The organism is Exiguobacterium sp. s5, from assembly GCF_018618075.1.
Classification (GTDB): Bacteria; Bacillota; Bacilli; order Exiguobacteriales; family Exiguobacteriaceae; genus Exiguobacterium; species Exiguobacterium mexicanum_A.
This window is the reverse complement of record NZ_JACSLK010000001.1, coordinates 248756-273885: the sequence shown is the minus strand read 5'-3', so window position 1 is coordinate 273885 and position 25130 is coordinate 248756. Positions and strand designations below refer to the sequence as shown.

Below are 25130 nucleotides of genomic sequence, written 5' to 3'. Positions count from 1 at the left end.
TTTCTTACGCATTCAACAATTCACGCTCGAGGCGTGTTAGTTTGTTTTCGATTGTGTCATCATACGTCGTGTAGCCGATCTGGACACGGAGTCCACCGATGACGTCTTCATCGACGACGTTCTTCAATTGAAGCGTCTTGTTCATCTTCTGACCGAAGACGAGTTCGACTTCTTTCAACTCTGTTGCCGACAACGGGTAAGCACTCGTGACGAACCCTTCGGCGATGCCACGGTAGTCGTTGATATAATCAAGGACGTAGCGCGACAAGCCGCGAACTTCGCTCGCACGGTCGTTTTCGACCATGACGAGAAGTGTGTTGAGCACGATATCTGTCATGTCACCAAAGCTATGTGTTAAAAGCTGTGCAAGCTCGCTGTCACTGATCGCCGGATTCGTTAAGAGATCCGTGAGTTCAGGAGTCGCGTGGAGCACTTCATCGAGCAGACGCACTTCCGCTTCGACTTGGTCGAGCGTGCCTTGTTCCCGCGCTAAGTCGAAGAGCGCTTTGGCATAGCGTTTTGCTAACGATGTGTTCATCAGTTAGCACCTTTCGCTTTAGACAGGAAGTCTGTAACGAGGGCACGTTGTTTCACTTCGTCGCCTTTAAGGTCTGACTGAAGGACGTGGCGTGCGGCCGAGAGCGCCTGTGTGACGACTTCGGTCTGGAGCGATTGCTTCGCGAGCTCACGCTCACGTTCGATCGCTTTACCCGCCTCGATCTTGATTTGTTCGGCTTCCAAACGCGCCTGCTCCACCAAGCGTGCTTGTTCCGCTTCTGCTTGACGACGGCTTGAATCAAGCATTTCTTTCGATTCTGTACGTGCTGCGCTTAACGCGTCACGTTGTTCGACTACATATGTTTCCGCATCTTTGCGGCTCTTTTCAGCGAGCTCAATTTCGTTCGCTACATACTCTTCACGCTGTCTCATCATTCCAAGGAGTGGTCCCCAAGCAAATTTCTTCAACAGGGCCAAGAGTACGAGGAATGTGAAAAGTGTAAAGATCATATCCAGGATGCGGAGGCCTTCGCCGCCAGCACCAGCTGCAATCATCATCGTATCCATGCATACCCTCCTCTTGACTAAATAAGTGAGGGAGACACGCTCCCTCTTACGTTGTTCTCGTTAACTCGTAATCAAGAGTTGAGGAGAAGGAAACCGACAGCCACACCGATGATCGGGAGGGCTTCAACCAAACCGATACCGATGAACATTGTTTGACGAAGTTCGTTTTTGAGTTCTGGCTGACGTGCTTGTCCTTGTACTGTTCCGTATACGATGAGACCGTTACCGATACCAGCCGCGAGTGCTCCAAGACCGATAACGAGTGCTGTTGCGAGAAGATTCATTTGTTCCATTGTGTATATTCCTCCTAAAAGTTAAGTAAATAGTTTTTTTGTTCAACGCTTTGGCGAGACCTGCCCGAATTAATGCTCGGCAGAAGCTTTATGCCCGATATACACCATTGCAAGCGTCAGGAAAATGTAGGATTGGATAACCCCGATAAAGATTGAGAAACCTTGCCATAAAATCATTGGGAGAATTGCGAACACAGCACCGAGCGGGTTAAGTGCCCCTTCTGCGGTAATTGCGAGTCCCAAGATGATGGTAATCATGATTTCACCGGCAAAGATGTTACCGTAAAGACGCAGACCGAGCGTCAAGGTGTTCGCGAACTCCTCGATGAGCTTGATCGGCAATAAGAACCAGACCGGCTTCACGAATTCCGCCGAGTAGTGCTTCAAACCGTGTAGCTTCACGCCGTAATAGTGCGACATTGCAACGACGAGTGTCGACAATGCCAACGTGACGTAAGGATCGGCCGTCGGTGAGTTGAACCATAGATAGTGACCAGAAATGACGTTAAACGGTAGACCCATTAAGTTTGAGAAGAGAATGAACAAAATCAACGTCATTCCAAACCCGATAAAACGGCCACCTGTCTTCCAGTCCATCGCACTCGAGATAATCCCGCGTGTGAATTCTGCGAAGAATTCCATTAAGTTCTGCTTACCAGTCGGCTTCATAGCCAAGCGTCGCGTTCCCCAAACGGCAAACGTAAATACGAGTAGTGATGCGATCAGCACCGTAATGACGTTCGTCCAGCTCCCATATAACGTATAATCTCCGAGTTGTAGAGAATATGTGGGAAACTCATGACCCATTAGTATTCACCTCTTTTCCTGCTGAGCTGGGCAAGTGTGAACTCGCCAAATTGTATGATGTGGCCGGCGATTAGACCAGTTACCACCGCAATCAGCGATACTCGATCCTCATAAAAGAGACCGACTATCACGGCTAGTGCACCGACTGCCATCCTTGAAACAGTCCCGTGCGACTTCGGGCGTCGTCCATGTTCGATTACGTCAAACATCCGAATGACGCTTCGATTCTGCATATGTAGAATGATGAGACTGGCGACCCCGCCTAAGAACAAGCCGAGAAATACCGGTTTGTACATAGGGACGATGAGCGCTCCGATGAGGAGAATGGCGAACCATCCGATAAACCACTTCGTATAGCGTTTCATCAACTGCTGTTGTGCTTTTCTGTCTGCTTGCACTTGTTGTAAGTTCATTCGTCCTCTCCTGTCAGTAAACTTCGAAGGGTGAGAACTAGCGCCGTGATCCCGAAAGCCATTCCGAGAAGCACTGACACATTCCAACCAAACGTGCCCCAAATTTCACGTCTCGCCCCGTATTGGCCAACGAGATAACCGATGACGATCGGTCCAGCGAGCGCGGTCGAGATTTGAGAGGCGAGCGAGGCATAAGATAGGTAACGATTGTCTTTTTTCGTCATCCCCATCCCCCTTTCGAGCTGCCGAGCCATGCATCTTCTCCATCGGATTCACACTCGCGTGACCATCAAAAGTCACACAAGTTCAGAGTACTGGAAATGGCATAAGAAGTCAATTGATTTCACAATTATAAAAGCGCTTTAAATCAAGTCGTATCAAGGCTTTTACGCAGTTCACAAACTAAATTAAAATCATCAAATTTTAAGAAAGTATGAAGAAACGGTGAAATAAAAATGTTGACTTTATAACATTTCACATTACGAACCAGATGAAGAATAGTTCAGTTATACCTTCACGTTTTGGAAATTACAATGCAAAACGGCTTACGTTCACAAAAGGTTTTGAAACAAACGTTGACCCGATTTTGAAATCGTTTACATCGTCCTGTATCAGTATACCGATTATCTTTTTGTCATGTCGAGGGGTTCTGACGAATTTGTAGTGATGAATCTCACAGGGCAATTTTTGTCGTCCACACGTCTGGAAAGCCCTTCCTATCAACCCGAAATGGGTGGACAATACCAGTTCGAATGGCTACGATTACGATGTAAGCGCTATCTAAAAATGTGTCGATTTTGTGACTTTCGAAACCGACGCCCGCATCGAATGCATGTTGATGCGTGTGAGGAGGAACTAGAATGGATTGGATGACCCAGCTACGCGAGGAAATTGGCGCCGATGTCGTCTTCACGGACTCGACGACCCGACTCGCCTATTCATTTGACGCGACGCCGAACTATCAAGCGATGCCAGACGCGATCGTGGCCCCCCGCTCGACCGAGGATGTGCAGGCCGTGTTGCGGCTGTGCCACGAACACCGGATCCCCGTCGTCCCACGCGGATCGGCGACAAATCTTGCCGGCGGCACGACGCCGCTTTCAGGTGGTGTCGTCATGGACTTCCGTCATATGGACAAGATTGTCGAGATCGACGAGAAGAATTTGACGGTGACGGTCGAACCGGGCTGCATCACCGCCCATTTGGCACAAGCCGTCGAGGCGAGAGGCCTGTTTTATCCGCCGGACCCGAGTTCGATGAAAATCTCGACGATTGGCGGCAACATCAGTGAGAACTCCGGCGGCTTGCGCGGGCTGAAATACGGGGTCACGGCCGATTATGTGCTCGCGCTCGAAGCGGTGCTCCCGAACGGCGAAGTGCTCCGTACGGGCGGGAAGCTCGCGAAAGACGTCGCCGGTTATGATTTGACCCGTGTCCTCGTCGGCTCGGAAGGGACGCTCGCCGTCATCACGCAAGCGACGCTCAAGCTCATCCCGCTCCCCGAGACGAAACAGACGATGCTCGCCTATTTCGAGGACTTGGACAGCGCGGCCCGGACGGTGAGCCGCATCATCGAGAACCGCATCATCCCGGCGACACTCGAGTTCATGGACAAGAAGACGATCGAGGTCGTCGAGGCGTATGCGAACATCGGACTGCCGACAGACGTCGGTGCTCTCCTTCTATTAGAACAGGACGGACCGCGTGACGTCGTCCGGCGCGATATCGAAGCGATGCACGCCGTTTGTCTCGAGGAAGGGGCCTTGTCGGTCGAAGTGGCCCGGGACGAAGCGCACGCCGAGACGTTGCGCTATGCGCGGCGCATCGCCTTATCCGCCCTGGCCCGCCTCAGCCCGACGACGATTTTAGAGGATGCGACCGTGCCACGGAGCGAGATCGCCGAGATGGTCCGGCGCATCGAAGCGATCGGGCGGGCGTACGACATTCAAATCGCCACGTTCGGCCACGCCGGGGACGGCAACCTGCATCCGACGGTCGCGACCGATGCCCGGAACCACGAAGAGATGGAGCGCGTCGAGGCCGCGTTCGCCGATATTTTCGCCGCCGCGCTCGATCTCGGCGGGACAATCACCGGCGAGCATGGGGTCGGGGCGATGAAAGCCCCATATCTCGAATGGAAGCTCGGACCGGCCGGGATAGACGTCATGAAAGGCATCAAGCTCGCCTTCGACCCGCACGGCATCATGAACCCGCAGAAGATGTTCGCCAAAGCGGCGAAAAAACGCATCGTCCAAGGAGGGGTCTCATGAAGCAGAGAACCGAACTCGCCACCCGCATGACCGAGAATCTCGATTACGAAGAGATGCTCGGCTGCATGCGCTGCGGCTTTTGTCTGCCGACATGCCCGACATATATCCGCTCGAAAGACGAGTCCGCCTCCCCACGCGGCCGCATCGCCATCATGAAAGGAGTCGTCGACGGGTTGATTGAACCGGATGAGGGCGTCGAGAAGACGCTCAACGAATGCCTCGGTTGTCTCGCCTGTGAGCCGGCATGCCCGGCCGGGGTGCGCTATAGCGTCCTGCTCGAGGACGCACGCGCCGCCATCACCGAACATAAACGTGCGACGGGACAGATGCCCGTCCGCGAGCGGATCGTCCGGAAAGTCGTCTTTGACGGGCTGTTCTTGAATAAAGCGAAGATGGAGACGGCGACGGGCTTCCTTCGCTTTTATCAACAGTCCGGCGTCCAGACGCTCACCCATAAACTCCGCATCCTCGAATGGTTCCCAGACCAACTCCAAAAGATGGAGACGATCTTACCGACGGTCCCGGCGAAGACGGAGCGACGACGTCGTCCCGAGCGGATTCGAGCGACGGGTGCGACGACGGCCCGGGTCGCCTTCTTCAGCGGTTGCTTGATGGATACGATGTTTTATGAGACAAACGCGAACACGATCAAACTGCTCCAAGCGGCAGGTTGTGATATCGTCATCCCGAAAGCGCAACAGTGCTGCGGGGCACTTCACGGCCATGCCGGTGAACAGACGGGCGCCGTCACGCTCGCCAAGCAGAATATCGCAGCGTTCGAGGCCGAGGACGTCGACTACATCATCACGAACGCTGGTGGTTGCGGGGCGTTCCTCGTCGGTTATGATCATCTGTTGAAGCACGACCCGGAATGGGCCGAACGCGCCGAACGATTCACGGCCAAGATCAAAGACTTCGCCTCGATCTTACTCGAGGTCGGCTTCCTCGAGCGAGTGTCGCTCACGCTGCCGGCGCAACTCATCACGTACCAAGACTCGTGTCACCTTCGCAACGTGCAAAAAGGGGCACTCGCCCCGCGGGTATTGCTCCAGGCGATCGAAGGGGCCGTCTATATCGAGCAGAAGCACGCCGACCACTGCTGTGGCTCGGCCGGTGTGTACAACATTCTGCAGCCCCATATCGCCAACGACATCCTCGAGATGAAGATGGGGCACGTGAACGCCACGGCAGCACAAACGATCGTGACGTCAAATCCGGGTTGCCACATGCAAATGCAACTCGGGATTCAAGAGCATGGGACTGAATCGATGCGCGCCGTCCACTTGGCGGACCTGCTCGTCGAAGCGATGTCATCCTGACCAATCAAGAGGAACGGCCCGCTGATCCGGGTGCTGTTCCTCTTTTTTCTCCTTTTATAAAAAATAGAAGTAATAATCCCCGCTTTATTCGACCTTTAAACGCTTTTTTCAAAAATAATGTTTACAATCCTTCGACAACGGGCATATAAGGTTATGTGAAAATAATTATTGAAAAGGGTGAATGCATGATTGAATTTAAACAAGTGCAAAAAACATTCAAGAACACGACCGTCTTGAAAGAGATGAACCTCACCATCAACAAAGGTGAGCTCGTCGTCTTTATCGGCCCGTCCGGCTGCGGAAAGACGACATCACTCAAAATGATCAACCGTTTGATCGAGCCGACGGAAGGGACGATCATCGTCAACGGACAGGATACCCGGAAGATGGACCCGATTGAACTGCGTCGCCAGATGGGCTACGTCATTCAACAGACCGGCCTCTTTCCGCATATGACGATTCGCGAAAACATTCAATTGATTGCCGGTCTCGAAGGACACGCCGAACAAGACATGGATGCGCGCACCGAACACCTCCTCCGCATGGTCGGCCTCGACCCGGACCAATTCATCGATCGCTATCCGAGCGAATTGAGCGGCGGTCAGCAGCAGCGTATCGGTTTCGCCCGTGCCCTCATGAACGACCCGGAAGTCATTTTGATGGATGAACCGTTCAGCGCCCTTGACCCTGTCACTCGAAACGATCTCCAAGAAGAGCTGTTCAATCTTCAAGAAGAAGTGAAAAAGACGATTGTGTTCGTCACCCATGATATGGATGAGGCGATCAAGCTGGCCGATCGCATTTGTATCATGCGCGACGGGGAAATCGTCCAATTCGATACTCCGGAACAAATTCTCCGGAACCCGAAAGACGAATACGTCGAGTCGTTCATCGGGAAGAATCGGATTTGGAACAGCCCTGAATTCATTAAAGCGAAAGACATCATGATCACCGACCCGGTATCGATCAGCGGGAAGCGGACGGTGCTTCAAGCGATTGAAATCATGCGCTCCCGCAAGGTCGACAGCTTGTTGATCACAGACCGTGATCGTGTCCTTCAAGGACTCATCAAATTGAAAGATGTCCACGGTATCCAAGACAAGACGAAGCGGCTCGAGGAAGTCATGAACACGAATTACGCTTTCGTCTCAATCGAGGACTCGCTCCTCGACATTTTAGACGTCATGAACACGAGCGACCAAGGGTATCTCCCGGTCGTCGACGGTTCGATGCTTCACGGTTTGATCACACGCAGCAGTTTGCTTTCCGTCCTCAGTGAGCAATTCATGCAAGAGGAGGAAACTATATGAATGCCATTCAATCGTTTTTCAATTACTTCACGAGCAACACCGACCAAATCGGGACGCTCTTGCTCGAACACTTACAGCTGACGGTCTTCGCCGTCTCACTCGCGGTCTTACTCGGGGTACCACTCGGGATTCTCATCTTACGGATTCCACGTCTCGCCAAGCCGATTCTCGGTCTGACGAGCGTCGTCCAAGCCGTACCGAGTTTAGCACTCCTCGGATTTTTGATCCCATTCATCGGAATCGGATCGACCCCGGCCATCATCATGGTCGTCTTGTACTCGCTCCTCCCGATCGTGAAAAACACGTATACGGGACTATCGAGCATCCCGGGCGATACGCTTGAGTCGGCCAAAGGGATCGGGCTCACCGACCGCCAGATTTTGAGTAAAATCCAGCTTCCGCTCGCACTGCCGATCATCATGGCCGGGATTCGGATCTCGGCGGTCACGGCCGTCGGGCTCATGACGATTTCGGCGTTCGTCGGAGCAGGTGGTCTCGGTTACCTCGTCTTTGCCGGAATCCAGACCGTCGACAACAATCAAATCCTCGCCGGTGCCATCCCGGCCGGACTGCTCGCCTTGTTGATTGACTTCATCGTCAGTCGCATCGAGTATAAAGTAGCTCCGAACGGCATCGTCCTCGCGGATGGACGGATGAAGAAGAAAACACGTCGTTCGGCGAAGAAAGTGACGAAGCCGCTCATCGTCATCGCGACAGCGTTCACGCTTCTCCTCGCCGGTTCGATTTACGCCTTCACCCGTGAAGACGATACGATTGTCGTCGGTTCGAAAAACTTCACCGAGCAATTGATTCTCGGGAACATGGTCGCCGACTTGATTGAAGACAAGACCGACCTCGATGTGAAACGTCAACTGAACCTCGGTGGCACCCAGGTCGCTTTCAGCGCCTTGCGTACCGGAGAGATCGACACGTATGTCGAGTATACAGGCACATTGTTCGTCGACGTCTTGAAGCAAGAAGTCGAGAACGACCCCGACGTCGTTTACGACAAAGTCGTGAAGCAAGTGAACGAGCGGTTTGATATCCGGACGCTCGACCCGATTGGCTTCAATAACACGTATGCTATCGCCGTCAAACAAGAAGACGTCGACACGTACGACTTAAAGACCGTCTCTGACCTCGCCGCAGTGAGTGACGAGCTCGTCTTCGGTCCGACAATCGAGTTCTCGAACCGGGAAGACGGCTACCTCGGATTGAAAGAGGCGTACCCGTTCAACTTCGAAGACGTGAAACCGGTCGACGGCGGACTCCGCTACACGGCACTCATGAACAATGAGAGTGACGCCATCGACAGCTTCTCGACCGATGGATTGCTCAAGCGTTTCGACTTGACCGTCCTCGAGGACGACAAACAGTTCTTCCCACCGTACTATGCGGTCCCGATCGTCAGCGAAGAGACGCTCGCCGAGCATCCTGAGCTCGCGGACGTATTGAACTTGCTGAGCGGGAAAATCACGGATGAGACAATGCAAGAACTCAACTATCTTGCCGACGTCGAAAAACAACGTCCAGAGAAAGTCGCCCGCGACTTCCTCATCCGAGAAGGATTAATCGAAGAATAAGCACACGAAAAACGACCATCCCGTATCCATCGGAATGGTCGTCTTTTGGCGTTCCTTGATTCAAACGGCTTTCCCGACCGAAACGCGATTGCGCCCGCTCTGCTTCGCCTGATACAGTGCCCGATCGGCCGCTTCAATCAAGTCACCTTTCTCGTTACCCAGCGCAGGCGCTTGTTCGGCGACACCGATACTGACACTCACTTTCCGAAGCGGATGATAACCTTCATGTGGGATGTTCAGTTTGAGCACCGCTTGTCGAATGCGTTCAGCAATCTCTTTCGGTTGTCGGGCGTGACGTGGCCGGAGCAGCACCACGAACTCTTCTCCGCCGTATCGTGCGGTCATCCCGTCTCCCCCGACCGCCTTGTCGATCGCGTTCGCCACCTGTTCGAGACAAGCGTCTCCGGCCAAATGGCCGTACGTATCGTTGTACACCTTGAACGCATCGATGTCGAGCAAGAGGAGTGCGAGCACGTCTCCGGTCTCCGCAGCCTCATCCCACATCCGCTCGAATCGTTCATCGAAGGCGCGTCGATTCCAAATACCGGTCAACGCATCATGCAACGAGCGATGGATGAGCGCTTGTTTGCTGCGCTCGAGCCGGAACGTATGCATGAACGTCATCAACAGTAACAGTGCAATCCCGACGACGATCACGATCACCCACTTCGCCGAGCTCGAGGCGGTATCACTCCGGATTGACGCCTGTTGAATAATGTTGTCGATATCCTCACGAATCGCTGCATCGACGTCCCGAAATCGATTGATGTAGCCGATGCCACTATAGCGTCGCGCGTTCGCCATTTCAATATCTCCGGCCTCGACGAGCTCAATTTGCGATTCGTGGAACGCTTCCATCTGTCGGATGAGCGGCAACGCCTCTTCTTGAATCAACTCCTGCATGATCGGGTGACGATGATCGAGTTCTCGGATGACGTGAATCGTCTCCGACAACGAGCGCTTCGTCGCTTCATACTGCTCGAGTGACAGGGTGTCTTGATTATATGTATAGCCTCGGACCGACAGCTCTTGATCGAGCAACAACCGGAGCAGCTCTGAGGCGGCGTTCGCAATCGGGATCGCCTCTTCGACGATCCGACGGTTCTCTCGTTCGATATCTTGAAACGCGCTATAGCTCCAGATGCTCGTCAAAAACAGCGCCATCAAAGAAATGAGCAAATATCTTTGTAGTAGTGAGAATTTAGTCTTCACGGCGTCTCTTCCCTTTTTCATGATTGGACCGCCATACTGTCCCTTCCTTTTCTACTATCGGTCGTGACTCGCTTCACCTCAACTATTTTGAATCGATCGCGGCACATTCCACAAAAAAAGAGGATCACTCGGATCCTCTCTGTACGGGTTCGTGCTTATTTTGTTCCGAACAAACGGTCACCCGCGTCACCGAGTCCTGGGACGATGTAACCATGGTCGTTCAACTTCTCGTCAAGTGCGGCGAGATAGATTTCGACGTCTGGGTGTTCAGCTTGAACACGTTCCACACCTTCAGGGGCTGCGCAGAGGCAAGCGAGCTTGATCGACTTGGCACCGTGCTTTTTAAGCGCGGCAATCGCATCAGCGGCCGAACCACCAGTTGCGAGCATCGGGTCGACGACGATGAAGTCACGCTCTGTGACGTCCGTCGGCAACTTGAGATAGTATTCGTGCGGCTCGAGCGTCTCCGGGTCACGGTATAGACCGATGTGACCGACTTTGACGTTCGGCATCATTTTGAGGAAGCCATCCACCATGCCGAGGCCTGCCCGTAAAATTGGGACGATTCCCAATTTCTTGCCGGCGATCATCTTCTGTGTCGATACAGAGACCGGTGTCTCGATTTCTACATCAGTAAGCGGAAGGTCGCGTGTAATTTCGTATGCCATGAGTGACGAGACCTCGTCTACGAGTTCACGGAACTGCTTTGTCCCCGTCTCTACTTTGCGCATAATCGTCATCTTGTGCTGAATCAATGGGTGGTCATAAACGTGTACTTTGCCCATCATGCTTCACTCCTCTCTCAATCTCTCTTGAGCATTGTACCCTAACTTTTCTGAGAAAGGTAGGGTCAACTTCTGTTTTCTAAGAGGTCAGACGAAACCCGAAGGAACGGAATCGATCCCTCGGGCTTCAGGTGACACGTCGATCAGAATTTGAAGAAATTCAGAAAACCGGCCGTCTTGTGTTTCACTTTTCCGCACATGTTTCCTTTGGCGGCGTGATGGTCGTTAGACGAGCTGTGCTTGGCGGCATGCTTTTTAGCATGTTTTTTGGCATGCTTTTTCGCCTTCTTCTTCTCTTTTTTGTCTTTCTTCTCTTGCTTCAACTCGGCTTTTGTCTTTTGTGTCGACTTCTCTTTTGACGCAGTCTGTTCATTCGCCGACGGAGCCGGTTTCGTCGTTGTCGTTGTAGCCGGCTTTGTCGTAGTTGTTTCAGCTGGCTTCGTTGTTGTTGTTGTAGCCGGCTTTGTCGTAGTTGTTTCGGCTGGCTTCGTTGTTGCCGTTGTAGCCGGCTTTGTTGTCGTCGTTGTAGCCGGCTTCGTCGTAGTCGTTTCAGCTGGCTTCGTTGTTGCCGTTGTAGCCGGCTTTGTCGTAGTCGTTTCAGCTGGTTTCGTTGTTGTCGTTGTAGCCGGCTTTGTCGTAGTCGTTTCAGCCGGTTTCGTCGTAGTCGTTGTAGCCGGTTTCGTCGTAGTCGTTTCAGCTGGCTTCGTTGTTGTCGTTGTAGCCGGCTTTGTCGCCGGTGCTACCGCGACTGGCGCTGGTGTCGGCGCCGTGTCTTTCGTACGTGTCACAAGTCCCGCGTTCCAGTTCACGTAAGCATCCGCTTCATGGAAGTGGATGAAACCAGAATCTTTGGCGAGCTTGTGGCTATCCGCGCTAAGACGCGTCGAAATCGTGAGCGTCTTGACCGAGTGCTTCGCGTCGACCGCTTGTAGCTTCTTGATCATGTTTTGTGACCAAGCGTCGCTCTTGATCGTATCGGCATTGAAGCTCTCCCACATGATGCCGTCGACATATGGCGCCGTCGATGTTTCAAGTGTGTCGAAGCCCCAGTTTTGGACCATGGCGATATCCCCATAGCGAGCCCGTGCTTGTTTCAAGAAGTTGACGAGGCCGTCTCGTTGTTGTTTGAGCACCGTCGGGTTGTTCAAATGTTCGTTATCGATATCGCCGACCGTATCCATGAACACGCCATCGATGCCTTTGGCGACGACTTGGTTCTGGATTTCCGTAAGGAGTAACCCTTGGAAGTGCGGCGAGGCGATGTTCGTCAAGTACGAATCCCATTCTGAGTAATGGACACGTTGTCCGTTACGCGTAAAGAAGTCACCTGACTGAAGTTTTGACATGAGACCGGTGTTCCATGTCGCGACTTCCATGACGCTAATATAACCGAGCACTTTCGTCCCGCGCGCTTTGATTTGCTCCACTTGTGCTTTCGTGTAGTGGAGCGGCTCAATGATGACGAGATCGTAGTTCTGCATATCTTTTAGAATCGCTGCCGTTGGATGGCCATAATACACTTGATAGTTCTTCACACCGTCGAGTGGGTTCATGGTTTGTGCCCCCGTTTTAGACATGTTCAGACTAACAATTAACAACACTACCGTTAGAGACATAATTAACTTTTTCAATTTCACTACCTATTCCTCTCCTGATGACTGACAAAACGTGGTGACGGACGATGATGGTTGAATGGAGTTGTGTCTCGTTGTTCCCCCTTTTCTTTCTATTCAAATGACGAGAAGGTTAGTGCTGTGTGTTTTATGGATGTATCGGATTCGTGTATGTAATGTTGAACCTTCGCAAAAAAAATTATAGGATAGTTTTTCACGAAAACATAGTGTCAATTTGACAACAAAAAACCGCTTCACGACATGAAAGTGTCATGAAACGGGTAAAACAATAAGTTATTTGGTCATATGTAAGTATTCAGCGTTGACTCTAATTCGAGACGATCAATCAAATAGACTCGTTCCGTCTCGACGTCCATCAATTGAAGGGTGTCTTGCCCTTCCTCCATCCAGACGTCAAACCGTTGTTCGGTCAACTGTTCATAGAGCGCGAGCGTCCCGCATCGTTCCCCGGTCGGCTGTCCACTACTCGGCTTCACGTGGGATAACAATTCAAATAGGTCGCTCGTACTCGGCCCACCGAGATGGGCGATTTTCGTCTCCGTCTCATACGTCGCCAGACGCATCGTCTCTTTTGGCTCCGATACAATCGTCAATTCCCCGGCGCCAGGCCGTTTCACCGTGCCCCACACCTCGATTACGGTCCCGTAACGTTCCGACAACTCGACCGATGCCCGTTCAGTGAAATCATGGATGGGCACATCTGCTAGGACGACCCGCTTCAGCAGCCTGCGCTCATTCGCAATTGATGCAAAAACGGCTTCCGTTGAGTCGACGGCGACATATTCGCCCGTGAAGACGGCCGGTAGCACGGTACGTTCCCATGCTTCTTCCCTCCCCATCTGTAACGTGATTCGCTTGTCGGCCAATTGAGTCAAGAAGGCGACCCCATCGTTCTTCCCGCTCTCAAAGACGAACAATCCGGGCTCGATCATTTGCCCTTTCGCCGCCCCGTCCTGAAAGACTTGGTACGTGACGTGGAGCGCCCCTCGGTCCGGTGTCTCATACCGGAAGACGGATCCTGGGATGATCGTCTCGTGTGCCTTATTGACCGAGAAGGACTGTATCACATTTTCGACGTTCGGTTCAGGAATGAACGACAGCGTATCTCCGACTTCGATTTCAACAGAATTCGCCGTAACGGCAGCCTCGAACGCTGCGATCTTGTCCGTGCGGAAGACCCGTGCGTTTTGCTCGTCACTGTTCAAGCACGAGACGTAGTGCGACTCCCCGCTCCGCCAATATTTGACGGTCTTGCTGCCTAATTCGTCGTAGAAAGGATGACGGAATGTAATGGAGGCCACTTCAGCCCGACGCATCGGCAACACGTCCGTCGGTTTTTGCTCACAGTAATTCAATAATCGCGACTTCAGCGCAGACGTCAACGGGATGTCTCGGTCTTGGTGAATCGCATACGTCGACAATGACCGCAAGTTGAGCGCGTTCGTCTCGTTTGCGCCACATCCGCTTAAAAAGATGATGCCAACGATCATCATCCATAAGACGTGTTTCATTCCGCCCCCTCCTTTCACATTTATTTGGGTACTATCACCTAAAATTTTCTTTTTCACTTTATCATACAATAATAATTACTTATATAGTTAGAAGAACAAACAAAAAATGCCACTTGCGTGGCACTTTTTTAGTCGTCGTCTTGATCATCGTCCCGATCGTCATCTTGGTCGTCATCATTTTGATCGTCGTTTTGATCATCTTGATCGTCTTGGTCATCCCGGTCATCGTCACGTTCAATCTCTTTCACTTGCTGTTGAAGGTTCAACTCAAGTTTGACGCGGTCACCGGCTTTTGGCGCCTCGTCGTCAAGCTCGTAGCGGCTCGCGAGTTTGAACGTCTCTGACTTGCCGTCACGCTCGATGGTCACGTCACGGTCCGACAAGCTGACGAACGTACCGTAGATGTCAAAGTCGTCACTCTCGCGGTCGACTTCCTTCACTTCCTCGTTTTGATTGAACTCGAGTTTGACGCGGTCACCGGCTTTCGGTGTGTCGTCATCAATCTCATGACGGGCCGCGAGCGGATACGTCGCTTCCTTGCCGCTGAAGCTGATCGTCACGTCCCGGTCTGATAGGTTGACGAGGGTACCATACAATTCATAATCATCGTCATCGACCGAGCGGACCGGCGTATCACTCGAGGCTGTTCCTTCTGTCGACGCGGCCGCTTCCTTGTTCGCATCGTCTTGTGCGTCATCTGCGGCATCATCCGTTCCACTGTTCACACTGTCGACCGACCGCGGGACGATGACCGTGTCCGTGTTGTCATTCGCAACATACAACCCGATCCCTGCGACGGCGAGGACTGCCAAGCCGACGCCTAAAATCCATCCGATTAGTTTCATGATGTTTCCTCCTCGTTTCATGTGGTGAACTTGTTCTACATCTTCATCATAGAACGGTGACCTTAGAGCACCACGAGGATTCCATTAGAAAATGATGAGAATCTGCGAAAGGTTTGTCATTTTGCGACGAAGAAGACGCTGCCGTCCGGCGCGTTCGCGTAACTGCCGACCGACCAACCGTTCATGTCGGCCACTTCCTTGGCGATGGCGAGCCCGAGTCCGCTGCCGCTCCGGTCCCGCGCCTCATCGAGTCGATAAAAACGGTCGAACAGACGCGCCCTGCCGTCATCGCTCAGCGTCGTCCCATGGTCACGCACTTCAATCCGACTCGGTGTCATCGTCACGTGCGTGTCAGTCGCGTACTTCAAGCTGTTGTCGATGAAGATGACGACGAGCCTTTGCAGCGAATCACGGTGCCCGTACCACGTTCCTGTCGCCTCGATTGGAACCCGGACGCCATGCGAACGCTCGAACCGCTCGGTCAATTGTTCGGCGAGCTCGGTTAATTCAATCGCTTCAGCCTCGATTTCTTCAAGTGAGGAGAAGCGGCTCAGTTCAAGCATCGGTTCAATCAAGTCTTCGCGCATTTGCCGGGATTCCGTCAAAATATGGTCGATCGCCTCGTCACGGACGGCCGGGTCGCTTTGTCCCCAGCGCCGGAGCAGTTTGGCGTACCCTTCGATGACCGTGAGCGGCGTCTTCAGTTCATGTGAAACATCGGCGACGAAACGCCGTTGTTGCTCCATCGACCCTTCGACCCGGCCAATCATTTGATTGAAGCCGGTCGCAAGTGTCGACACTTCGTCTTGGCTCGTCCCGACATCGATGGTCTCAAGGGTGCCCGATTCCGTGATCCGTTCCATCGTCGTCTCGAGCCGACGGAGCGGGTCGAGCCCTTGCCTGACGATCCAAAGGCTGCCGATGAACGTCATCGCCACGGCGATCAAAAAGATGATGAGAAAGATCGTGGCGAGCGTCTGGAGCGTCTCACTCACCGCCGCGTCTTGAAACGCGTAGCCGAGCCCGTTCGACGTCGCGATGACGAACCAGTCGTCGACGAGGGCCGGCTCGCCGAAATTGACGGGAAACCGCAATCCTTCCTCGGCCTCTCCGCCGATGATGCCCCAGTCACCGTTCGCTTGCCGTTCGAGCACGACACTGTCCTCGTGTAACGACAAGACGGCCTGGCGATTCCGCTCGTCCTCCTCGAGCAAGCTGAGTGCCTGGCGCAAGACGTCATAGCGGGCGTCGACGATCTGTTGACGCGAGACGAGCCAGGCGACACCGAACGAGGTGATCAGGAGGAACAACATGAACCCCGCCATCGCCAAAGCGATTTTCGTCCGTAGCTTCACCTTATTCACCACGCTTCAGCATATAGCCGACGCCTCGGACCGTCTGAATCCAGGAGCCACCGAGTTTCTTCCGGACATAGCGGACGTACACATCGACGACGTTCGTGTCCCCGTAATAATCGAAGCCCCAGACGTGTTCGACGAGTTGGTCGCGTGTGAGCACGCGTTCGGGATGTTCGAGCAGATAGACGAGTAAATCGAACTCACGTCGGGTCAAGTCGACTTTTTGCCCCTCGCAGATTACTTCGTGACGATTGACGTCGACGGTCAGCCCTTCATAAGATAAGACCCGTTCACTCGTATCGACTTGGACGTGTTGCCGCATCCGTAAGAACGCCCGAATCCGTGCGAGCAACTCTTCCATCTCGAACGGTTTCGTGATGTAATCGTCGGCCCCGAGGTCGAGACCGCTCACTTTGTCGTAACGGTCCCCACGTGCCGTCACCATCAATACCGGGAGAAGCGGCTGCTCTTCTTTGACGCGGCGCACGACTTCGAGTCCGCTCATCTGCGGCAGCATGACATCGAGCAACATGAGGTCAATCCCACCAGTGAGTGCCCGGTCGAGCCCGGCCCGCCCGTCATGAGCGACCTCGACTTGATAACCGGCATGCATAAGTTCAAGTTCGAGTAATCTGGCAATTTTAGCATCGTCTTCAACGACGAGAATCGTAGGCATTCCATTCATCCTTTCTTAAAAAAAACGCCGAGCAGTCCGCCCGACGCATCATTCTAAGTGTTCCCGGATTCCTCAGTCAAAAAACGGACGAACTGCTTCTGGAATCGCTTGTTCGATGCGCAATTCGAGTGAATCGCCCATCCGGTCAAACGTCGTTTCAATCCCTTCCGCCTGAAACGCTAAATCAGTCCCGACTTGAGCGATTTGGTCGAGCCAAGCGTTACCGGTCAAGGTGAATAATAAGAACCCGGCGACCCCTGCCGCCATGAGTGTAAATGCGAGCGCACCGACGGCCACTCCTCGAACCATTCTTCCAATCTTACCTCTGCTAGTTGCGCGCATAAATCCCTCTCCCTTGTCTATTTTCTTTCTTTACTGTACGGGAGCGAGCTGAGAAAGAGCGGTGAAACAGATTAGAATTTGATGAGAAAAAGAGGCCACAGCACGCTGCGACCTCATTCTTCCTCGAGCACCGATTTGGCAATCGGCGCCCAATACGTTCCATCCATGGCGGCGACCTCGGCGAGCGTCGTCCGGTACATGTCGTCCCCGGACTTCTTCTCGGCGATGCCTTTCATCCATAAGACGTCCGCTTTATATCCCGATTCTGGGTACGTCTCGACGTAAGCGGCATAGTCTTGGATCTCCGCTTCACCGAGCTTGTTGTCGACGAGCAAGCGATAAAATCCGACCGCCTGTTCTTGACCGGCTTTCGCCTTGCCGACGAGGAGCGCATCGGCTTCCTCGTATCGTTTGTCCGAGACGAGTGTCTCGACTTTAGCGAGCGGGATGACGGCCTGTGCCTCAGGCGACCCGGTCGTCTCGTCCTCGGTTTGGAGCGCCTCGTTCGCTTCTTCAAGCCGGGCGACTTCTTTCTCGAGTTCTTCTAACCGTTTCGCGAGTGCCTCCTCTTCCGTCACCGTCACGACCCGCTCGTCGGAAGCGGACGGCGTCACTGGGGGTGGCGCCGGGTCCGGCCAAAAGGCGAGCGCGACCAGTCCGAGCCCGACGACGAGCGGCAGGCCGAGCCATGTCTTGTCCCACTTGAACGCGTTCTTCCAATCTGACAAGTCCGCATGACCGATGACGGCCGGCGAGAACGAACGAAAGCGGCGCTTGGCCGCCTTCTTTCCGTTCGCCTTCACTTCGAGCGCGAGCCCGAGCCGATGAAACGCCGCCGGCACTTTCATCCCGAGAAGCGGTACGATCCGTTCACTTGCCTCGATATAATAGCCATGATCGAGCAGCGTCGTGACGACCTCGAACTCGTTCGCGACGAGGCGAAACGTCGGGTCGTGCTCGCCTTTTCGGACGAGCCATTCGGTCATATCGATGAGCGGCAGTTCCGCGAGTTCCCGATCTGCGAGTGTCCGTACGTCCATTCGTCAGCCTCGTTCAGGATAGAGCGGGAACTTCGCCGTCAACGCGCGCACGGCTTCATGCGCTTCGGTGAGCACCGCCTCATCTTCATGGTTCGTCAAGACGCGTCCGATCAAGCGAGCGACTTCACGCATATCGTCTTCTTTCAATCCGCGTGTCGTCATCGCGGCCGTCCCGAGACGAATCCCGCTCGTCACGAACGGTGAGGCCGGATCGAATGGGATCGTGTTCTTGTTGACGGTGATGCCGGCCGCGTCGAGCGCATGCTCGGCCGCTTTCCCGGTGATATCGATGCCACGGAGGTCGACGAGGAGAAGGTGGTTATCCGTGCCGCCCGATACGATGCGGAGTCCCTCTTCTTCTAATCCTTGCGCGAGCACTTGTGCGTTCTTGATGACTTGTGCCTGATAATCTTTGAACTCAGGTTGAAGCGCTTCTCCGAACGCCACTGCCTTCGCAGCGATGACGTGCATGAGCGGACCGCCTTGAATCCCTGGGAAGATCGACTTGTCGATCGCCTTGGCGAACTCCTCTTTACAGAGGATCATGCCGCCGCGTGGACCGCGGAGCGTCTTGTGTGTCGTCGTCGTCACGAAGTGCGCGTGCTCGACCGGGTTCGGATGAAGCCCGGCCGCGACGAGACCGGCGATGTGCGCCATGTCGACCATGAGGTAAGCATCGACGCTATCGGCGATCTCACGGAACTTGGCGAAGTCGATTGTCCGCGGGTACGCCGAGGCACCAGCGACGATGAGTTTTGGTTTATGTTCTTTCGCGAGGGCTGCGACAACGTCATAATCGATGTGTTCTGTCTCTTTGTCCACACCGTATTCGACGAAATTGTATTGAACGCCTGAGAAGTTGACCGGACTTCCGTGCGTCAAATGGCCACCGTGCGACAAGTTCATGCCGAGCACCGTGTCACCGGCTTCAAGTACTGTAAAGTAAACGGCCATGTTCGCTTGGGCACCCGAATGCGGCTGCACGTTGGCATGTTCTGCACCGAACAGCTCTTTCGCACGGTCGCGGGCCAAGTTCTCGGCCACGTCGACGAACTCACAACCACCGTAGTAGCGACGGCCTGGATAACCTTCCGCGTACTTGTTCGTGAGCACGCCACCTTGCGCTTCCATGACTGCTTCTGAGACAAAATTCTCCGAGGCAATGAGTTCGATGTTCTCGCGTTGGCGACCGAGCTCGTGTTGCATCGCTTCAAACAATTCCGCATCCTGTACTTTCAACTTCGTCGTGTTTACCATGTTGAAACCCCCTCTGAATGTCTAAAAATCAACACCCCCATCGTAACATATGCTTCTTTTTTTGGGTATCGTCTAATCCACGGGCAAGTTGGGTATCATAATGAAGAAGACGATCAGAGGAGGATGTTTATGATTGAGACAAAACAGATCACCATCACCCCGTTCGAGCGCGAGCGGACGATTCGGATTTATACCCCGGCCGATTACGACACGACGGACAAACGTTATCCCGTGCTCTATATGCATGACGGACAGAACGTGTTCGCCGACGAGGACGCGAGCTATAAGATGAGTTGGCGCGCCGGCGAGTATGTGGACGCCTCGAAACGCGACTTGATTATCGTCGGCATCGACAGTGCCCCGGGCGAGATGCGACTCGACGAATACGGACCGTGGGAAAACCCATACATCGGTGAGAGCCTGCTCGGTCAAGACGTGACGCTCGGCGGCCAAGGGTCGGCCTACATCGAATATATCGCCCAAGAGTTAAAACCGATGATTGACGCGAACTATCGGACGAATCCGGACGAGACGGCGATGATGGGCAGTTCGATGGGCGGGTTGATCTCGATTTACGCCGCATGTGTCTATCCCGACATCTTCAAACGCGTCGCCTCGCTATCATCGGCGTTCTGGTTCAACCAGACCGAGCTTGAACAGTTAATCGAGTCGAGCGATTTGAGCGGTGTCGAACGTCTATATATGGACGTCGGTCGGAAAGAAGTCGAACAACCGTCAGCGGACGGTCCGACGAACGAAATGTATCTCGAGTCGAGCGAACGCGTCTATGCGCTCCTCCACGACAAAGTCGACCATATCCGTTTCGAGGTCATCGAGGAAGGCGTGCATAACGAGCTCGCTTGGCGTGAACGGTTCCCGATGGTCCTTTCCTACTTGTTCAGTGAAGAGTTATAACGCAAAAAAAAGCCGGTCCTCGCGACCGGCTTTCGTTTATTTCGCTGGATAGTGGGCCCGGGGGCCGCCAATCAGTTTCGGCCGCGTGACGGCGAACGTGACATACGCCTCACCGAGCTGCTTCGCTGATAAGCGGACCGGAATCGCGACCGGCTTCAAATGCATACCGATCAGCGTCGACCCGATATCGATCCCTGCATCCGCTTGAATCGATTCGACGACGCAAGGCGTATCGAAGCTTTCGTACGCTTTCTCCGCCATCGCCCCGCCCGCTGCGCGCACAGGGACGACCGTCACTTCTGTCAAACCGAACTGTTTCTGCGTCCGTCGTTCGACCGTGAGCGCCCGATTGATATGTTCACAGCCTTGAAAGGCGAGATGGACACCGGTCTTGTCGCGAAACGTCAGAAACGCTTCGATGAAGTCCGACGCCACATCAATCGAGCCCGCTTTCCCGATCGTCTTACCGACGACCTCACTCGTCGAACAACCGATGACGAGAATCTTGTCCTCATCTAACGGAAACCGTTCGTGCAACTCCGTCAATAAGTTCAAAAGTTCCGCCTTCATCGCCGTCACTTCGTTTCGTAAGCGCTCATCTTATCGACACGGTTCGAGTGGCGTCCGCCCTCGAAATCTGTATCGAGCCATGTCGCCACTAAATCGAGTGCAAGACCCGGTCCGATGACGCGCTCGCCCATCGTCATGATGTTCGAGTCGTTGTGTTGACGTGTCGCTTTCGCGCTGAACGAGTCATGGACGAGTGCCGCCCGGATGCCTTTCACTTTGTTGGCGGCAATCCCGATGCCGATCCCTGTCCCGCAAATCAAGATGCCACGGTCGAACTCACCAGCCGCGACGGCTTCAGCGACCGGAATCGCCACGTCTGGATAATCGATTGACTCGGCCGAGTGTGTCCCGAAGTCCTTATACTCGTGACCAAGCTCTTCCAATAGTCCGATGATGTCTTTTTTCAAGTTAAATCCGCCATGATCGGCGCCAATTGCGATTTTCATTCGTTCATTCCCCCGTCTTCTTTGGTAGGCGTCTCGGTGGTTTTGTCACCTTTGACCCGTCATTCGTCAATTTTAGCACAAGTCGATTCACGAGTGGTTCGAGTTCGTTTCGGACTTGGCGGTAGACGTTCATCGACCCTCCGAACGGGTCATTGATGTCGCGCTCGAGTCCGGTGACGAACTCGTATAACGTGAACGTGCGGTCGGCCAAATCCGGGTACGTGTCCCGAATCTGTTCACGATGCGCCCGTGTCATCGTCAAGATGACGTCCGCCCAACGTCCGAGGACGTCGTCGAATGTCTGGGTCACGTGATCGAGCTCAATTCCTCGTTCACGCAACACTTGGAGTGCATTTTCTGAGGCGTCGAACCCTTGCATCGTCCGCAGCCCGGCCGAACGAATATCGAACTCGTCCCCCGTCACTTTCGAGCGGAGCAGGGCCATCGCCATCGGGCTTCGGCATGTGTTCCCACTACATATGAATAATACGCGTTTCATTGACATCGCGTGATCCTCCTCTATGTCCTTAAGCCTCTTCCTGTGGACGGATGACTTTACCGCCTGCCGCCTTGTAGAGGCGGTTATATACGGCAAGAGCGACTCCCGTCGGTTCAATCCGATTCACGTAAATCTCTTCTACATCCGTCTCATCAAACTTTCGCAACGCCTCATACAAACGCTGGGCCGCTGTCTCCATCGAAATACCGAGGGAGAGAGTGACGTCCGCCGGGGTCGTCGCTTCATCGAATACGAGTGCGCCAACTCGCTTGCCCGTCGCCTGTCGTGTCGTGATGACACGGACGAGGTCATCGCGTCCTCCTTCGACTAAATAAAGAGGGGCGCTCGGGGCGTAATGGGTGTACTTCATTCCTGGTGATCGTGGCGCAGCTGCTTCATCGCTCAAGTTGGCATCGAGAATGACCGGGCCGATGACCGCCTCAATCGCTTCTTTCGTCACGCCGCCCGGACGTAAAATCATCGCCGGCTCCGTCGTGCAGTCGATCACGGTCGATTCGACACCGATGCCTGTCGGTCCCCCATCCATAATACCCGCGATCCGGCCAGTCAAATCATCTGCCACGTGCCGGGCTGACGTCGGTGATGGACGTCCAGAACGGTTCGCGCTCGGTGCCGCCAGTCCAAGACCGGACGTACGAATCAATTCCAGCGCGGCCGGATGATTCGGCATTCTGAGTCCGATCGAATCAAGACCAGCCGTCACGAACGAAGACGCTCGGCCGTTCGACGGTAAGATGATGGTCAAGGCACCAGGCCAAAACGCTTCCATCAAGCGTCTGGCGACCGGCGGGATGGTTTGCGCGAAATGCTCGGCCTGTTCGACCGAGGCCACGTGGACGATGAGCGGGTTGTCCGACGGTCTTCCTTTCGCCTCGAAAATCTTTTTGATGGCGACGTCGTTCGTCGCGTCTCCGGCGAGTCCGTAGACGGTCTCCGTCGGCATGGCGATCACCTCGCCCGCCTGCAAGAGACGTACCCCTTCCTCAACTTCTGTCGGCTTGATCCATTTCGTTTCCATGCGCAATCCCTTCCCTCACGGCGTAGACGATTCGGTCTTTGCCGTTTATATCTTTTAAAATACCCGTTTCTGCTTCAGGATAACGTTCGGACAGGTACGATTTCACAACTTGTCCTTGATTATACCCGATTTCAAATGCAATCAATTGCCAATCGGCACACAAGACGCGCATCGAGTCGGCGATAATCTTCCGATAAAAATCGAGCCCGTCTGCTCCTCCGAACAAGGCGAGGTGCGGCTCATAGCCTGAGACCGTCTCATCGAGCAGTTCGTCCGCCTCGATATAGGGCGGATTTGAGACGAGCACACGAATCGAGTCGTCGGCAATCGGGGCGAGGCAATCACCTTCATGGAAGGACACGTCCGCCCCGAGCGCTGTTGCGTTCCGCTTGGCGACAGCAATCGCTTCCCGGGAAATATCGACCGTCTGGACGCGGACACCGAGTTCGAGACTTAGCGTGACGGCGATTGCCCCGCTGCCGGTCCCGATATCGACGATGTCATCATCGGCCACGTCGGTCACGTGCTCAACGACCCATTCGATCAACTCTTCCGTTTCCGGGCGCGGAATCAAGACGTCCCGATTGACCTCGAACATCCGCCCGTAAAACGGGGCGTGACCAATCAAATGCTGGACCGGCTCGCCTGCGAGCAGGCGCTCGAATCCTGTTCGGAATTTAGATTCCTCATCATCTGTCAATTCGTCGGATAAACGGATGAGCAGTCCCGTCCGGTCGACGTCAAGGACGTGCATGAGCCACCACTCCGCGGTCGAGGCATCGCGCCCCGCGTCAAGAAGTTCCCGCTCCGCTTGCTTCAATCTCGCGGCGATTCGCATCAGTCCACGTCCTCCATGAGACGGGCCTGCTCGTCCATGACGAGGGCATCGATGATATCTTCAAGTTCCCCAGCGAGGACGCGGTCGAGCTTTTGAAGCGTGAGTCCGATGCGGTGATCGGTCACGCGGCTCTGTGGGAAGTTATACGTCCGAATCCGCTCCGAGCGATCCCCTGTCCCGACGGCAGACTTGCGCTGCGCTGACAGTTCTTCGAGGTGTTCGCTCTGCATTTTGTCATAGAGCCGAGCCCGGAGCACTTTGAGTGCCTTGTCTTTATTCTTATGTTGCGACTTCTCATCCTGACATGAGACGACGAGCCCCGAGGGAATGTGCGTCAACCGCACGGCCGATTGGGTCGTGTTGACCGACTGGCCCCCTGGTCCGGACGACGTGAACGTGTCGACACGAACGTCTTTCATATCGATATGCACTTCGACGTCTTCGGCTTCCGGCAATACCGCGACGGTCGCCGTCGATGTATGGATGCGTCCGCCCGACTCGGTCGATGGGACGCGTTGAACCCGATGCGCCCCATTCTCGAACTTCAATTTCGAGTAGGCGCCGGTCCCGTTGATTAGGAACGTCACTTCTTTGAAGCCGCCGAGTTCTGTATAGTTGGCGTCGATCAATTCGGTCTTCCAGTTCTGCCGCTCGGCGAAACGCGTGTACATCTTGTACAAGTCGACTGCGAACAGTGCCGCTTCGTCCCCACCGGCCGCTCCGCGAATCTCGACGATGACGTTCTTGTCGTCGTTCGGGTCTTTCGGCAACAGCAAGACGCGAAGTTTCGCTTCGAGCGCCTTCACTTCCGGCTCGAGAAGCGCCATCTCTTCTTTGGCGAGCTCCCGCATGTCGGCATCGAGTGTGCGGTCTTCAAGCATGAGTTTCGCTTCTTTATACGCCGTGCTCGTCTCTTTATAGTGGCGATATGCCTGTACCGTCTCCTCGAGCTGAGACTGTTCTTTTGAATATTGTCGTAATTTATTCGCATCGCTGAGCACTTCAGGGTCAGCGAGCATCTCATTTAATTGCATATAGCGTTCTTCTAATACGCTCAAACGGTCAAACATGATGATCCGTCCTTTCTCCGTCAAATCGAACTG

At 54.1% G+C, this 25130-nt stretch carries 27 protein-coding genes; 5 read left to right on the top strand and 22 right to left on the bottom strand.

What is annotated here, in order from left to right; translation table 11 throughout:
* Nucleotides 1–4 precede the first annotated feature (4 nt).
* The 6 genes from KNP60_RS01545 to KNP60_RS01520 all read right to left on the bottom strand — a co-directional run bounded on the left by KNP60_RS01545 (nucleotide 5) and on the right by KNP60_RS01520 (nucleotide 2802).
* On the bottom strand, nucleotides 5–538 hold the full coding sequence (locus tag KNP60_RS01545; RefSeq protein WP_021066137.1) for a F0F1 ATP synthase subunit delta: 534 nt from the start codon (nucleotides 536–538) through the stop codon (nucleotides 5–7).
* Nucleotides 538–1065: a F0F1 ATP synthase subunit B gene (atpF, locus tag KNP60_RS01540; protein ID WP_021066136.1), complete on the bottom strand. Its 528-nt coding sequence runs from the start codon at nucleotides 1063–1065 to the stop codon at nucleotides 538–540. The genes KNP60_RS01545 and atpF overlap by 1 nt, the downstream gene beginning before the upstream one ends.
* Before the next feature lie 71 nt (nucleotides 1066–1136).
* Nucleotides 1137–1349 carry a F0F1 ATP synthase subunit C gene (gene atpE / locus KNP60_RS01535; RefSeq protein ID WP_024370837.1) on the bottom strand — a complete coding sequence of 71 codons (213 nt, stop codon included), beginning with the start codon at nucleotides 1347–1349 and terminating at the stop codon, nucleotides 1137–1139.
* Nucleotides 1350–1427: 78 nt separating this feature from the next.
* Nucleotides 1428–2165: a F0F1 ATP synthase subunit A gene (gene atpB, locus KNP60_RS01530; RefSeq protein ID WP_021066134.1), complete on the bottom strand. Its 738-nt coding sequence runs from the start codon at nucleotides 2163–2165 to the stop codon at nucleotides 1428–1430.
* A complete protein-coding gene (locus KNP60_RS01525) occupies nucleotides 2165–2578 on the bottom strand; it encodes an ATP synthase subunit I (protein WP_029594687.1) in 414 nt (137 codons plus the stop codon). The genes atpB and KNP60_RS01525 overlap by 1 nt, the downstream gene beginning before the upstream one ends.
* A complete protein-coding gene (locus tag KNP60_RS01520; RefSeq protein WP_029594686.1) occupies nucleotides 2575–2802 on the bottom strand; it encodes a hypothetical protein in 228 nt (75 codons plus the stop codon). The genes KNP60_RS01525 and KNP60_RS01520 overlap by 4 nt, the downstream gene beginning before the upstream one ends.
* A gap of 645 nt (nucleotides 2803–3447) precedes the next feature.
* Here KNP60_RS01520 and KNP60_RS01515 point away from each other — a divergent pair.
* From KNP60_RS01515 to KNP60_RS01500, 4 genes are all read left to right on the top strand, one after another.
* Nucleotides 3448–4848: an FAD-binding oxidoreductase gene (locus tag KNP60_RS01515; protein ID WP_251131323.1), complete on the top strand. Its 1401-nt coding sequence runs from the start codon at nucleotides 3448–3450 to the stop codon at nucleotides 4846–4848.
* Complete coding sequence (locus KNP60_RS01510) at nucleotides 4845–6167, top strand: (Fe-S)-binding protein (protein ID WP_251131292.1); 1323 nt, start codon at nucleotides 4845–4847, stop codon at nucleotides 6165–6167. The genes KNP60_RS01515 and KNP60_RS01510 overlap by 4 nt, the downstream gene beginning before the upstream one ends.
* A gap of 185 nt (nucleotides 6168–6352) precedes the next feature.
* Nucleotides 6353–7477, top strand: coding sequence for an ABC transporter ATP-binding protein (locus tag KNP60_RS01505; protein WP_029594683.1), 1125 nt, complete (start codon nucleotides 6353–6355; stop codon nucleotides 7475–7477).
* Nucleotides 7474–9060, top strand: a complete 1587-nt coding sequence (locus KNP60_RS01500; RefSeq protein WP_214796710.1) for an ABC transporter permease/substrate-binding protein — start codon at nucleotides 7474–7476, stop codon at nucleotides 9058–9060. The genes KNP60_RS01505 and KNP60_RS01500 overlap by 4 nt, the downstream gene beginning before the upstream one ends.
* A 60-nt stretch (nucleotides 9061–9120) precedes the next feature.
* Here the strand turns inward: KNP60_RS01500 and KNP60_RS01495 are convergent, their stop codons facing one another.
* The 10 genes from KNP60_RS01495 to glyA form a co-directional block, all read right to left on the bottom strand.
* Entirely contained in the window at nucleotides 9121–10272 is a 1152-nt protein-coding gene (locus KNP60_RS01495; RefSeq protein WP_353048626.1) for a GGDEF domain-containing protein, read from the bottom strand.
* 155 nt (nucleotides 10273–10427) lie between these two features.
* On the bottom strand, nucleotides 10428–11057 hold the full coding sequence (upp, locus tag KNP60_RS01490; protein ID WP_021066126.1) for a uracil phosphoribosyltransferase: 630 nt from the start codon (nucleotides 11055–11057) through the stop codon (nucleotides 10428–10430).
* Nucleotides 11058–11200: 143 nt separating this feature from the next.
* The gene (locus tag KNP60_RS01485; RefSeq protein ID WP_214796706.1) at nucleotides 11201–12610 is read right to left on the bottom strand and encodes a glycoside hydrolase family 191 protein; all 1410 of its coding nucleotides are present in this window, start codon (nucleotides 12608–12610) and stop codon (nucleotides 11201–11203) included.
* A gap of 362 nt (nucleotides 12611–12972) precedes the next feature.
* A complete protein-coding gene (locus tag KNP60_RS01480; protein WP_214753697.1) occupies nucleotides 12973–14202 on the bottom strand; it encodes a hypothetical protein in 1230 nt (409 codons plus the stop codon).
* Between the two features lie 128 nt (nucleotides 14203–14330).
* Entirely contained in the window at nucleotides 14331–15047 is a 717-nt protein-coding gene (locus KNP60_RS01475) for a hypothetical protein (protein WP_251131291.1), read from the bottom strand.
* Between the two features lie 116 nt (nucleotides 15048–15163).
* On the bottom strand, nucleotides 15164–16402 hold the full coding sequence (locus KNP60_RS01470) for a sensor histidine kinase (RefSeq protein WP_214796702.1): 1239 nt from the start codon (nucleotides 16400–16402) through the stop codon (nucleotides 15164–15166).
* Between the two features lies 1 nt (nucleotide 16403).
* A complete protein-coding gene (locus tag KNP60_RS01465; protein WP_021066121.1) occupies nucleotides 16404–17081 on the bottom strand; it encodes a response regulator transcription factor in 678 nt (225 codons plus the stop codon).
* A gap of 72 nt (nucleotides 17082–17153) precedes the next feature.
* On the bottom strand, nucleotides 17154–17423 hold the full coding sequence (locus tag KNP60_RS01460; RefSeq protein WP_214796700.1) for a hypothetical protein: 270 nt from the start codon (nucleotides 17421–17423) through the stop codon (nucleotides 17154–17156).
* Between the two features lie 113 nt (nucleotides 17424–17536).
* Entirely contained in the window at nucleotides 17537–18463 is a 927-nt protein-coding gene (locus KNP60_RS01455; RefSeq protein WP_214796698.1) for a hypothetical protein, read from the bottom strand.
* A 3-nt stretch (nucleotides 18464–18466) separates the two neighbouring features.
* Entirely contained in the window at nucleotides 18467–19720 is a 1254-nt protein-coding gene (gene glyA, locus KNP60_RS01450; RefSeq protein WP_214796696.1) for a serine hydroxymethyltransferase, read from the bottom strand.
* A 129-nt stretch (nucleotides 19721–19849) separates the two neighbouring features.
* Here glyA and KNP60_RS01445 point away from each other — a divergent pair, with 129 nt between their 5' ends.
* Nucleotides 19850–20635: an alpha/beta hydrolase gene (locus KNP60_RS01445; RefSeq protein WP_214796694.1), complete on the top strand. Its 786-nt coding sequence runs from the start codon at nucleotides 19850–19852 to the stop codon at nucleotides 20633–20635.
* Between the two features lie 36 nt (nucleotides 20636–20671).
* Here the strand turns inward: KNP60_RS01445 and KNP60_RS01440 are convergent, their stop codons facing one another.
* The 6 genes from KNP60_RS01440 to prfA are packed head-to-tail and all read right to left on the bottom strand — an operon-like array spanning nucleotide 20672 to nucleotide 25097.
* Nucleotides 20672–21214 (bottom strand): TIGR01440 family protein, encoded by a 543-nt coding sequence (locus KNP60_RS01440; RefSeq protein WP_214711099.1) that lies wholly within the window; start codon nucleotides 21212–21214, stop codon nucleotides 20672–20674.
* Nucleotides 21211–21651, bottom strand: coding sequence for a ribose 5-phosphate isomerase B (rpiB, locus tag KNP60_RS01435; protein WP_021066115.1), 441 nt, complete (start codon nucleotides 21649–21651; stop codon nucleotides 21211–21213). Before rpiB ends, KNP60_RS01440 begins: the two co-directional genes overlap by 4 nt.
* A gap of 4 nt (nucleotides 21652–21655) precedes the next feature.
* Complete coding sequence (locus KNP60_RS01430; RefSeq protein WP_034779240.1) at nucleotides 21656–22156, bottom strand: low molecular weight protein arginine phosphatase; 501 nt, start codon at nucleotides 22154–22156, stop codon at nucleotides 21656–21658.
* A 22-nt stretch (nucleotides 22157–22178) separates the two neighbouring features.
* Nucleotides 22179–23189, bottom strand: a complete 1011-nt coding sequence (locus KNP60_RS01425) for an L-threonylcarbamoyladenylate synthase (protein ID WP_138858770.1) — start codon at nucleotides 23187–23189, stop codon at nucleotides 22179–22181.
* Nucleotides 23155–24027 (bottom strand): peptide chain release factor N(5)-glutamine methyltransferase, encoded by an 873-nt coding sequence (gene prmC, locus KNP60_RS01420; protein ID WP_214796692.1) that lies wholly within the window; start codon nucleotides 24025–24027, stop codon nucleotides 23155–23157. The genes KNP60_RS01425 and prmC overlap by 35 nt, the downstream gene beginning before the upstream one ends.
* Nucleotides 24027–25097 (bottom strand): peptide chain release factor 1, encoded by a 1071-nt coding sequence (prfA, locus tag KNP60_RS01415; RefSeq protein WP_034780138.1) that lies wholly within the window; start codon nucleotides 25095–25097, stop codon nucleotides 24027–24029. The genes prmC and prfA overlap by 1 nt, the downstream gene beginning before the upstream one ends.
* Nucleotides 25098–25130 lie beyond the last annotated feature (33 nt).